The organism is Sorangium sp. KYC3313, assembly GCF_052075895.1.
GTDB lineage: Bacteria > Myxococcota_A > Polyangia > Polyangiales > Polyangiaceae > Sorangium > Sorangium cellulosum_B.
In genome coordinates this window covers 3,851,690-3,864,902 of sequence record NZ_CP197255.1, presented here as the reverse complement: position 1 = coordinate 3,864,902, position 13,213 = coordinate 3,851,690, and the positions used below count along the sequence as shown (strand labels likewise).

The 13,213-nt window shown below is 64.8% G+C and carries 2 protein-coding genes; one reads left to right on the top strand and one right to left on the bottom strand.

The annotated features are described in order from the left end of the window. Positions 1–38 precede the first annotated feature (38 nt). The gene (locus ACSRUE_RS15030) at positions 39–1,628 is read right to left on the bottom strand and encodes an IS1182 family transposase (RefSeq protein WP_441291590.1); all 1,590 of its coding nucleotides are present in this window, start codon (positions 1,626–1,628) and stop codon (positions 39–41) included. A gap of 877 nt (positions 1,629–2,505) precedes the next feature. On the opposite strand from ACSRUE_RS15030, the gene ACSRUE_RS15025 reads away from it, so the two are divergent. Further along, the gene (locus tag ACSRUE_RS15025; RefSeq protein ID WP_441291589.1) at positions 2,506–13,209 is read left to right on the top strand and encodes a neuraminidase-like domain-containing protein; all 10,704 of its coding nucleotides are present in this window, start codon (positions 2,506–2,508) and stop codon (positions 13,207–13,209) included. The last annotated feature ends 4 nt before the right edge of the window (positions 13,210–13,213 follow it).

The window sequence follows — 13,213 nt, the reverse complement described above, 5'->3', positions numbered from 1 at the left end:
AGCGACAAACACATTGAAAACCATTTAATTACGGCAGGTTACGCTGCCTGCTGCATCAGACGTTGGGCCGCCTCTAGATTCTGGATCGCTGCTGCGCGCCGGAGGTCGAACAGATTTCTCCTGGCGCCGATGTAGCGTGCAGTGTGGCCCTTCCGTGCCGCGATGTGGGCGAGCGCATGCTCCACAGCCACCCGCTGGCGGAGCACGGCGCGACCTGCCCCCGTTTGCTGCAGCTTCCGGAATTTGCGCTGCAAAGCCTCGTCCTTCGCGATGGACACGGTCCGCCCCCGTCCCGAGGCGGCTTGGGTGCACCTGGCTCGGAGGGGGCACGCGCCGCACTCCTCAGGATCAAACTGGACTGTGTCGCCCGGTTCGAATGCCTCGACCTGTCCTGCCGGACAGGTGATCGTCTTGGTGCGCAGGTCGATCTTGAAGTCGCGCTTGCTGAACAGGTTGGGGCTGCGAGCACGCTGTCCCCAGGGCTTCGAGAACACCTGGCCACCGTCGCGGATCACGTCGCCAACGACGGGACTGTTCACATAGGCGCGATCGATGTGGAGCTCGCCGAGGCGCAGCCGCTGACGCTGGATGTCCTCGGCGATCGGTGCGGCCCCCTCTTCTTCGGGGCGATTCGCTGGCGTGACCGCACAGGCGACGATGACGGGAAGGTCCAGATCGCGTGCGATGTGTTCCTTGTAGCCATCGAACCTCTTCGAGCGGCTCTTTCTACCGTGGCGCATCTCGGCGTCCTCAATGGAGACACGGCGGTCAGCTGCAACACCTTGGCGGATGCGAACGGCCCCATCCTCAGCAATTTCCAAGTCTTGGTCCCGAACCTGCGTGACCGCATCCAAGTAGAAGCGGAGCGGCTGCTCGACGACGTCGTCCAGATGGCGGTCCACCCACTGCTGCAGCGACGAGACCTGCCGTTCCAGGATCTGAATCGCCGCCGCCTTCTGTTTCGGGTCGCTCCAATCCAGGTCGAGCCCGGCCTTGATGCTGGGACCCAGCAGCAGCGGGATGCCCGCCTTGCGGCAGATCTCCTCGGGCGGGCGCTGCGTGATCTTCGACACGACGCGGACGATGCTGCGTGCTGCATGGCCGAGCAGGTTGATCGTGTCCTCAACCCGCCCGGCTCCCGCTAAAGGGCGGCTATCGACGGCCACGCGCAGCGCTTTGGACACCGCACGCCTCTCGCCCTCCGTCATCGCGCCGGACCGAACGAGCGCCACGGTCCGCTCCAGCAGCACCCGGTCCATCTCATGCTCGACCATCCGCTCTCGGAACGCCTGCAGCGCGCCCTGCGAGAACGCGGGCGTGGCCGCCCCCAGGCAGCCGAGCACCATCTGCCAGCGAAGGTCGACGAGCGACAGCTCCACCGCCTCGGCATCCGATGCGCCGACGTAGCCCTGGAGCAGCGTGACCATGCACATCAGCGCCGGCGGATGCGGCGGCTCACCTGCGCCCGTAGTCCGGTACATGCTCTCCAGCTGCTCCTGGAACGTCTCGTCGAATAGCTCGTGCCGGTGCAGCCTGAGAAAGCCGAACAGGGCTCGCACCCGGGTCAACCGCTTCATGAGCGCCTGTTCCTGTCGCGACAGCTCCACCGGCGGCAACCATCGTTCCATCCGTGCACCTCCGGATGCGGACGAGATCATGGTCCGGCGAGACCGTCGAGCCTTGCATCGAAGCGCTCGGGATTACCACAAAATCAAACTGATCGGTCCTCTAGCACCGCGTCGCCCAGGCTCCTCCCTGGTTCCGCGTGCGCGGCACGCCCCCGTGGAGGGAGGTCGTCCCGCGTGACAGGGCCGGGCTGATGTCCGAGCCTCGATGACGTCCTATCGAGTGGGCGCCCCCGTTGCCGGGGCTCGCGTCTCCTGGAGCCGGACCACTGCGGTTCACAGCCGCCTTCCGGGCCAGGCCGATGAGAACATCGGTGTTCACCAAGCTTGTTAGAAGTCCGCGGGAACAGACCCAAGCTGCTCTTGAACCAGCCTGGGCGTTAACGCGCCGTGACGCGCCGCTCCACTCGGCGCGGCTGACCTTCGACAGTTTTCTGATGTCGGCTCTCCGTGATCACCCGTCCCCCCATGGGGATCACCGACCGAATGCCTTGCTCCCGAGATCTCCGCCTGGTCTCGAGCACCGGTCCGACATTGACCATCAGTCTGCACGCTGACATATTCGTCCATCACGGAATGCCACTCGCTCGACAGCGCCTGAACACAAGCAAGACGGCGCAGCCTGCGACGCGCACCGCTTCCGCAGGCACAGATTACGCAATATTCAACCAACATTGAAGTTACATTCCATCAGAATGCGACAGAATCGGTAGTGCGTCTGTCGCACATGGTTTGCGGCGAGATCATGCCGCAACGCTGACGTTCTGCCACGTTCCCCGGAGGGAGCGCCGACCCTGGCACGCCATGAGGCGAGCCAGGGCATGGCGCGCCATTGTCGACGTTGAAGGTGCGCGCGCGAGCGTGCCTGAGAGGAAAGAACATGTCTATCCCGAACCCTTACATCATCAACATCGACCTGTTCTGGCCCAACATGAACCGTCCGACTCAGAACGAGATCGCGCGCGTGAGGGCATTCGATATCGAGGGCTCTACCGAGAGGGAGGTAGGCCAGGGCCAATACGACCCGGAGACCGGCGGCTGGCCGGTCGTCCTGCAGCGCGTCGCGGTGTTCGAGTCGACACGAGAGACGGCGAACCTGCGCTTCAGGATCTATAGCGCGAGCGGGCAGGAGGTCGGCTGGACGCAGACGTTCAACGCGATCCAGAGCGGGTCGAGGGTGCGCATCATCATCGGCCAGAGCGCCGAGCTCGTGAGCAGCGGCGCGACATGGACCGCATCTTCGCGCCAGCACCGCGCCTTCGGCACCGTGCGGAACACCATCGGCCTCGCCGCTTCGGGCATCGTCGTCGAGGCATACCACGTCGGCTGGACGAGCGGCGGTATCGACGAATTCCTGCTCAGCAAGGCGGAGAGCGACGCAGGCGGAAACTTCGAGATCCTCTACAGCCCGCCGCCGGTAGCGAGCGCTGCGATCCCGATCGGCACACCCCCAGGGCAGATCAACCTGATCCTGTATGCGAACGAAAAATTGAATCCGGAGGGGACGGACCTGCGGAGGCTATCGTCCTCGGAGGTGATCTACAATGCCGCCCGCGAGCAGCAGCTCGACGTGGTGATCGATCGCGTGGTCGCCAACGCCGACTGCGAGTACGAGCGCCTGGTCACGGGGCTGAAACCCAGCCTGGGGGTCTCGGACGCCGCACAGCTGTCGACCGTACGCACGCTCGATGAACGCCCGGATTTCCTGACCCTGGTCGCTCGCTCGAGCGGCTTCGATGAAGCGCTGGTCCGCGCCTTCGTCCGCTCCTGGCTCATCGCGAAGGAGATCGACACACAGCTTCCTCCCTCGACGCTGAGCGGGCCCATGTCGCGGGAAGTCATCTATTCGCTCGTGCGCGCAGGGCTCGGCGACAACCTGCGCGCGCTGCTCGACGTAAATCCCGACAAGTTCTTCCAGACGCTGGTCGCCGCCGTCCACCGCGGGATCATCTCCGCGGCGATCGAGGTCGACATCTATCCGACCCTGGTCGACACCTGGCGAACGGTGCTCACGAAATTGATGAATTTCGTCCCGTTCGATGAGGGCAGAGACCGTCCGTGGCAGCAACAGCTGCTCGAGCTCGTGTTCGGCAAGGAAGAGCGATTTCCCCAGATTCTGAACTTCACGCAGACCTCGTTTGGCACCGCGAGCACGGCGCACCAGGCCGCCATGCCTTCGGCGGTCACGGCCGGCGACCTGCTCATCGCGCTGTTCGCCGTCTACGACGGGCCGACGGTGACGACGCCGGCCGGTTGGACGCTATTGTGGTCCGACCTCCATGGTCTGGATGGCCGTGTTCGCATGAACGGCTACGCCAAAGTAGCAACGGGAAGCGAGGGCGGCACCCTCGTCAACTTTCAGACCTCGGCCGCAAATCAGGCGGCCGCGCAGGTCTATCGCGTGGCCAAGAACAGCTGGAAGGGAACGATATCAACGGGTGTAGGTGTCACCGTTTCAGGACCGGCCTCTGGACTGAACGCCCAGGCCGATCCACCGGCGCATATCCCCTTGACAGCCAACAAGGAGACCCTGTGGCTCCCATGCGCTGCGTTCGCTGGTGCGCCAGTAGTGACATCGTGGCCCACCAACTACACTGCACACAATTTCACGAGTTCGTCAACGACCCCTGGCAATAGCTCGCTGGCGTCCGCCGCACGTGCGACAGCGGCTACCACCGAAAATCCCCAGCCTTTTACCGTCGATTCGGCCAGTACGTTGTGGCTGGCGCGGACCATCGGAATCCAAGGCTTGCCCGCGGCGGAGAACCCGTTCAGGGCCAAGAAGGAGGCGCTCATCGGCGCGCATTTCGACAACCTCGGGGAGCTCCCCGGGCTGCTCTCCGCGCTGGTCGATGACGAAGTGCTGACCGAACAGGAGGCGGAGGACGTCACGTTCGTGTTCGAGATGTACGAGAAGGCCGGCCGCTATTACCCGATCGTCGCCGCCGTGTACGCCAACAAGGCGAGCTCGGGCTGGCGGACGATCGAGGATCTCGCCACGGTGACGCTGGACGGCGCGCACCCGAACTGGACCGACTTCGCATCGAGCTCGACCAGCTACAATGACGGTCGATACCCCGGTGATGTTCCGGGGTTCAACGGCACGTACGGGCAAGGAGCTGTCTACGCGAGGCGCCTCTACGACCTGTTCGGCAAGCTGAGCCCGCAGCGTCGCTTCGTCTCCCGCATGCAGGGGGAACCCGATTTCGCGGCGGTGAGCCAGTTCTTGACGGATCACCCAAAGTTCAGCCTCGAGAAGGGCAACATCGACGACTACCTCGTCGAGAACGATCTCACGCTGGACTCTGGCACGGTCCGCTCGATCAAGCAGATCCAGCGCGTGTTTCGCTTGACCGCCGACTTCGAGGCGGCCAATCACCTCATCGACGAGGATCTCGACTCCGCGGTCCGGATCGCACGCATCCCGGAGGACCGATTCGTGGCGGATCATGAAGAGCACGTGGGTGGCCTCACGGCGGCGCGCGACATCCACCGCACGGCATCCCATTACGCGAACGAGATCCTCACGACGCTGGTCAAGTTCCACCCGAGTCTGAATGAGATCGGCGGGATGAGCGCCGTACCGGGGCCTGTCAATTTTTCCGTGCTCGATCCGACGCACGGCTACACCGCCGGGCTCGTGGCATCGAACGGCGATCCAACGTTGAACAAGCTCCCGAAGCTCCCGAACTGGATCACCCTGTTCGGCGACCTCAACAAATGTGCTTGCAAGCATTGCCAGACGGTGCTGAGCCCCGGCGCGTACCTGATGGATCTGCTGGAGTGGGTCGACGGCGCGCCCAAGAGGACGCTGTTCGAGCGCCGACCCGACCTCGAGGACATCGAGCTCACCTGCTCCAACACGGACACGGTCTTGCCGTATATCGACATCGTCAACGAGGTCCTCGAAGCGGTCGTCGAGCCGCTCGAGTTCACCATCGGCGTCACGCCCGAGACGATGAACCAGGCAAAGGACGGCGTCGAGGGGGCGCTGGGCGCGCTTCGCAGCGCGGTTCTGGCGGAAGGGTACGTGCTCAGCGAGCGCGCGGTCGCCAATCAGAGCGCCGCCTATACCGAACCGAGCAAAGAGTGGATCGTCGAGGACGACGCCGTCCGCTTCCGGATCCGGGGCAACGCCGCGCCGCTCACGGTCTATCCAGCGCTCCAGACCAACGGAGCGAACGACTCGCTCGAGGTGTTCCCGGAGCACTTCAACCACAAGGCGTACGACAAGCTCGCGCAGGCCGTCTTCCCGTTTCATCTGCCGCTGGCGCTCGGCAGGGAAGAAATCGACATCTTCCTCAAGCAGAAGAACATCCGAAAGCATGAGATCCTCGAGGCGTTCTCGATGAGCGACGCCGACACGAAGCTCCTGGATCCGAACATCGCGCTCGCCTACCTGAACCTGACGCCCTCCGAGGCCCAGGCGATCCTCGGCGCGGAGCGCCCGGTGCCGGAGTACTGGGGCTTCGTGATCCCGCCCGGCGCCCACGAGGTGACCATCCGGCGGCCCGACAAACCCACCCTCAAGATCACCGCCGCGGAGCCGGATCCGGAGGCGGACCCGGACACGAGGCCGGCCTGGGTCAAGCTCGTGACGCTGGTGCCCGTATTCCTGCACCGCACGGGCCTGCGTTACCAGGAGCTGCTCGACCTGCTCGATACCCGCTTCGTCCACCGCCAGGCCGCCGATACGCACGGGCTCCACATCGTGTCGAGCACGGAAGAGCTCGTCGAGTGCAACTACAACGAGTTCCAGATCGCGCACCTCAACACGGACACGCTGCGGCGCGTCAGCTTCTTCGTCCGGCTCTGGCGCAACCTCGGCTGGAGCATGCGCGAGCTCGACGCCTATCTGATGAGCCTCGAGGATGGCAACATTCCCGACAACCTCGTCAGGCTCGCCCAGGTAAAGCGCTTGGCCGACGAGCTGAAGCTCTCGCCGCTCGACGTGGTCGCGTGGTGGGCGAACCTCGATACGCGCCGCACCGGGCGAATCGAGAAGAGCCGCTTCGACGAGGTGTTCCTCGTGGGCGCCCCGAGTCAGGCCGAGTATCAAGGGCTCGAGCGGGTGCGGATCGGCGCGACGGTCAATCTCGCGACGGTGACGGATGACGAGGATTATCCGGCGCACCTCCGCGCGGCCCTTCGTCTGAATTCGACAGACATCGACCGGCTCTGGGGGGAGGTCATCGTCTCCAAGTCGGTCACGAACCTCGGGCTGGCCGAGCTCACGGAGATGTACCGGGTGGCGACGTTCTCGAGGGCGATGGGGCTCTCGATCGCCGAGTTCTACGACCTCGCGGCGCTCGTGGGCAACCCGTTCGCGGAGGGGGCAACCGATCTCCAGGCCGCCATCCTGAACACCTACGCCGCCATCCGAGAGTTCGAGCGAGCTCGGGCGTCGCGCATGTCGGCCGCCGAGATCGCCTATTATCTGCGCAATGAAAGCGGCCCGGGCGCTCCGTTTGCGCCTACGGCGGAGGACATGACTCGCGCCGTTCAACGGCTCTCGGCGGCAGCGGCGGAGATCGAGGCGACCTACCCGGACCAGATCCCCGACGCGGCCGCGCTGGTCGCTGCGCTCACCAAGATCATGCCGGCCGACAAGGTCGTGCGGGCGATCCAGATCGTCGAGGGGCCGCCTCCGCCGCCCCACCGGGACGATTTCGACACTCAGCAGAAATACGATGACGCGCTGGCGGGGTACGAAGCGGTACAAGCACCGCTGAGAGAGCAAAACCGGAACTTTTTGAATCGCTATTTCGCGGCATTCATCGGGTGGACACCCGACAACGACCCCATCGATCAGCTGGTCACCTATGATGAGGCCCGATCGCGCGTACTGCGCTACAAGCTCGTGTGGGATCGGCTCCGCGCCTACCTGGTCGACCAGGCGCGGACGGCCTCGGCTCTCACCGTCGCTGCCGAGCTCATGGGCCTCGCTCGGGATGAAGCCGAAGCGCTGCTCACGAAGGCGCTCAGGATCCTGACCGGCGACTTCGGCATGGCTATCGATGACTGGAAGAGCTTCCTGAAAGCGGAATGGAATACCGCCGAGCCGGGGGAACGCAGGGCGTCCGTGGTCATCCCGCGGGACGACGACTACGTATTCATCATCTCGGTCAGCTTGCCGGTGGCGCCCAGCGCCGAGGTCGCCTTATGGATCGACGGCGAGCAGCGCACCTCCTCTGGGTACAACGAGGTTCAACAGAACAAGCTCTACCTCTTCCCTGGCCAGAAGCTGAAAGCGGGCACGGTCCTGGACGTGCGTGTCACCTACAGCGGCACGGAGGACGCAACGCTGCTCTGGCAGGTCGGCAACGCGGACCCGGTCCCCGTGCCCGCGAGCGCCATCGTCCCATTCCGTGCGGATGTCTACACCAAGCTGTTCAAGGCTGTCGGGCTCGTGAAAGGTCTCGAGCTGAAGAGGTCCGAGCTGAAATACCTGAGCGAAGGGTCTACTGGGCTATCTCTCGACGAGCTCCCCCTGCGTGACGACGACGCGGACGTGCCGTGGTCGGCGCTCGCGGGCTTCATCGATCTGCTTGACCTCCAGCGCTCCGTGGAGCTCAAGAGCAAGACCCTGTTCGATTTCTGGAGTGAAGGCGGCGGCTCTGCCGACGCGGGCGCCGATGATGTGGCGGTGCTCACTGGATGGAAGACCGAGGACATCCTGGCCGTCCTCGATCTGATCTCTCCGGCGCCACCCCCGCCGCCGCCCTGGCATAACTTTAACCTCTCGGAGATGCTCGAGCTCTGGCAGATGCTCAGGGCGACGATGCGGATCGTCCGGCGGCTCGAGCTCAACGCGAGCCAGATCATCGACCTCTTGCTCAGCCCAGCGCCGACCCTTGGCGCCGCCGTTCGGCTCAGGAACGTCTTCCGATCGCAGTTCAGCAGGGATGCCTGGAAGGAGGTCTTCAAGCCGCTGCGCGACCCGCTCCGGCGACGCCAGCGCGACGCCCTCACGGGATACCTCACGACCGGCGCCGTCGAGGTCGACGGCGTGAACGGCGAGCAGAAGCCCGATTTTGTCGACGAGAACGACCTCTTCGCTCACTTCCTGATCGACGTCGAGATGGAGCCCGACACGCTCATCTCGCGTATCCGGCTCGCTCTGAACGTCGTGCAGCTCTTCGTCCAGCGCGTCTTCCTCGGGCTCGAGGACAACGCCTCGCTGATCCAGCTCGAGCAGGCCAAGGACCAGTGGGCGTGGATGCAGAACTACCGGGTCTGGGAGGCCAACCGCAAGGTCTTCCTCTACCCCGAGAACTGGATCGAGCCGGAGCTGCGCGACGACAAGACCGAGTTCTTCATGGAGCTCGAGAACGAGCTCGTCGAGGGCGACATCACGCACGAGCGGGGCCTCACGGCCCTCCATAACTACCTGGAGAAGATGAGCGAGGTGTCGAACCTCGAGGTGGTAGGCACCTACGCCGAGGAGGTCTTCTCTTCCGGCGTCAACCACGTCCTTCACGTCGTGGGCCGCACGCGCTTCCAGTCGCGCAGCTTCTACTATCGGACGTTCCAGGCCAAGCAGTTCCACGACGGGGTCTGGACACCGTGGAAGAAGATCAACCTCGATATCAACGCCGACGTCGTCGCGCCGGTCGTCTTCAATGGGCGCCTCCACCTGTTCTGGCCGCTGGTGCAGAACAAGCAGAAGCCGACGCCCCTGCCGGCGAACAAGAACCACGTCGACGGAGACAACGCCGGAGCCGTGCACGCGGACTTCCAGGCGGAGATCCGCCTCATGTGGAGCGAGTACGTGGCCTCGGAGAACAAGTGGCTCAAGCCCAAGCTCTCCAAGAGCCGCGTGACCGATGCCGACGCGGAGACGATCTTCGATCGCGAGCTCGGCGAAGACAAGCCCCGGACGGCGGGCTACCACCTGCGCGTCGCCGTCGCGAGCAGCGAGTACGTATCGGTGGATGTCGTCAAGACGAACATTCCGAATGCGGACGGCGTGAGCCGGGCCGACTCGCTCGCCGAATGGCTCTGGAAAGACAAGAACTTCCTCAGACCGAAGCGGCTCGGCACGTTCGCGGTGTGGCACACGGGCGACGACACGCTGGGGTCCAGCGACCTCGTGCTCAAGGTGGGAGAGAGCTGGCCGGAAGGAACCCTGCTCGTGCAGAACGCCGCCGTCGAGGTGGACTACATCGTCCACGCCAGGAACGCCGGCGATGAGCTCCGATTCCTGGGCAACGCGCCGTTCTTCCGGAGGACCCCGGGCGCCTTCCGCGTCTTCGGCACGAACTTCCCCTATCTCGGCAGCGCCGAGCTCAAGCCCTTCTTCTACGAGACCCCCTCCACGAGCTTGTTTGCCGTGAGCAAAGGGGTCGTGACGCGGTCGGGCCTGAGCCGGGAAAGGACGCAAGTCGCCTCGTTCTCGACGTTCAACCATCCGCTGGTGACGGAGGTGCGAAAGCGCCTGCAGGCGTTCGGGCCGGAAGGCATCATGAACCGCGCGACGCAGGCGCTGCCCATCGCCGACAACCGGTACTACTCGAACTACTACTACAACTACTACGGCCACCTCTACCTGGGCTACCACATCGCCGGCGACAGGCAGGCCTGGGGTACGACGCAGCGCCTGATCGAGACGGAGCTCCACCCGACGCGCAGCGTCGAGCAGCCGTATCCGCTGCCCACGATCGAGTTCGGCTACGGGACGCCGTTCGGCATCTACAACTGGGAGCTCTTCTTCCATCTGCCGATGCTGATCGCGGGGCGCCTGAGCCAGGACCTGAAGTTCGAAGACGCGATGAAATGGTACCACTATGTCTTCGACCCCAAGCAGGAGCTCACGCGATACGAGCAGACCAAGCGCTGGGTCGAGCGCCTCCCGGCCGGCTCCCGCTACTGGAACTTCCTGCCGTTCTTCGCCAACAAGGATGCGACCGACAGCCTCTCGGAGACGCTGGGGCTCACGAAGACGCTGTCGACCTACGATCGCCAGGAGCTCACCGCGCTGGTCGACGACTGGCGGCGCAACCCCTTCAATCCGCACCTCATCGCGCGGCAGCGGCTGGTGGCGTACCAGAAGTCCGTGGTGATGAAGTATCTCGACAACCTCATCGCCTGGGCGGATCAGCTCTTCCGGCTGGACACGATCGAGGCCATCAATCAAGCGACGCAGCTCTACATCCTCGCGGCTGAGCTGCTCGGCGACCGCCCCGAGGCGGTCGAGCCGCTGACGGGTGAGCCCAGGTACACGTACCGCGAGCTCAAGACGAAGGGGATCACGAGCTTCTCGAACGCCATCGTCGACGTCGAATACCGGCTCGTGAGCAACAGCGAGCACCTGAAGCAGACCCAGCTCGCGCAAGAGGACGCAGCGACGGCCTCGATCAAGAACCTCTCGCTCAGGACCCTCTTCTTCTGCGTGCCGAGGAACGAGCGGCTCGATCGCTACTGGGACACGGTGCAGGACCGTCTCTTCAAGATAAGAAACAGCATGAACATCGATGGGGTCAAGCGTCAGCTCAAGCTGTTCGAGCCCCCCATCGACCCGGCCCTGCTCGTGCGCGCCGCCGCGGCAGGCCTCGACCTCGGGAGCGTTCTCGCGCAGCTCAACGCGCCGCTGCCCTGCTACCGCTTCGGCACGTGGATCCAGCGAGCGGTCGATCTCGCGAACGAGCTCAAGGGCTTCGGGGCGGCGCTGCTCGCGGCGCTCGAGAAGAAGGACGCCGAGGAGCTGCAGCTCATGCGCCATGGGCATGAGATCAAGATGCTGGAGCTCGTGCGCCGGGTGCGGCAGGCGCAGATCGCCGAGGCCGAGGAGAACATCAAGGCGCTCAATCTCTCGCGGGCGCTCGTCGAGGAGCGCCTCACGGAGTACACCAACCGCGTTCGCATCAACGAGAGCGAGGCGACACAGCTCTCGATGACCAAGTTCAGCACCCGGTTCGAGGTGGGTCAGGGTGTATTCCACACACTCGCCGGGCTGTTCGCGCCTATCCCCGACCCCGCGGTAGGCATGGTGGGGCCGTTTCCGTTCCTTCAGGTGAACGTGAAGACCGGAAGCGCGCTCGCCAGCGCGATGAAATCCATGGCCGACGGGCTCGGCGCTGCGGCCAGCTATACGCGAGGCACCGCGAGCCTCGCCGGCATCAACGCCAGCCACCAGCGGCGCTGGGAGGACTGGCAGCTGCAAAAGCGGCTCGCGACCAAGGAGATCACGCTGATCGACCAGCAAATCGCGACCGCGCAGATCCGGCGCGACATCGCGCAGCTCGAGCTCGACAACCACGAAGCGCAGATGGAGCACGCGGAAGAGGTGCGCGAGTTCTTGCAGGAGAAGTTCACGAGCCGCGACCTCTACCAGTGGATGGTGCGCGAGCTCAGCCGCACTTATCAGCAGGTGTACAAGCTCGCCTATGACGTGGCGAAGAGCGCCGAGCGCACCTTCCAGTTCGAGCTCGGGCTCGACGGAACGAGCTTCATCCAGTTCGGATACTTCGACAGCTTGCGGCAAGGGCTGCTCGCCGGCGAGAAGCTCGTCCTCGACCTCAAGCGCATGGAAGTGGCCTACCTCGAGCGCAACCGGCGCGAGTTCGAGATCCAGAAGCCGATCTCGCTCGCCGCGATCAACCCGGCCGCGCTCCAGGACCTGCGCGAGAAGGGCGCCTGCGAGTTCGAGCTCCCGGAGGTGCTGTTCGATCTCGATCACCCTGGCCAGTACTTCCGGCGCATCCGAGCGGTCCGGCTCACGATCCCCTGCGTCACCGGGCCGCACACCAGCGTCAGCGCCAAGCTCACGCTGCTCGGCAGCGCCATCCGCAAGCAGAGCACGGCCAATCCCACCGCGTACGCCTATACCGGCTTCGACGACCCGCGCTTCGTCCACGATCTCGTCGGCATTCAATCGATAGCGACGAGCAGCGCGCAGAGCGACGCAGGGCTGTTCGAGCTCAACTTCCGCGACGAGCGCTACCTGCCCTTCGAGGGCGCAGGCGTCATCAGCCGGTGGAGGCTCGAGCTGCCGACGGCGTATCCGCAGTTCGATCACAACACGATCTCCGACGCCGTCCTGCAGCTCAGCTACACCGCGCGCGACGGCGGCGGCACGCTCAAGGACGGCGCGGAAACCGCGATCATCGACGGGCTCAACAAGCTCCTCAAGGTCGTCTCCGACGAGGAGACCGGGCTCGTGCGGGTCCTTAGCCTCCGCAAGGAGTTCCCCGACGTGTTCCACCGCCTGCTCACCAGCCCGGGCGAGCCCGTCCAGATGACGCTCCTGCCCGAGCACTTCCCGTTCGTGATCCGGCGTGCCCGCATGACGCTCGCGCTCGCCAACATCGTCGATGACGAGGGCCACGTCGACGTTCACGTCATCACCAAGCCCGGCGCCGCGCTGAGCGACGCCGGCATCTCGCTGAACGGCGGCGTCGACGCGCCGGTGAACCCGCAAAACGGCATCGCCGTGCGGTCCCTGCCCAAAGGCGGCAGCGCCTCCACGACGTTGCTCCAGAACTGGGCCGCGGAGACCTGGGCGCTGGAGCAACACGGCCTGAGCGCCGACACCGTCGAAGATATCGTCTTTATCGTGAGATACACGGCGGCGGCCGCCGACTGAAACC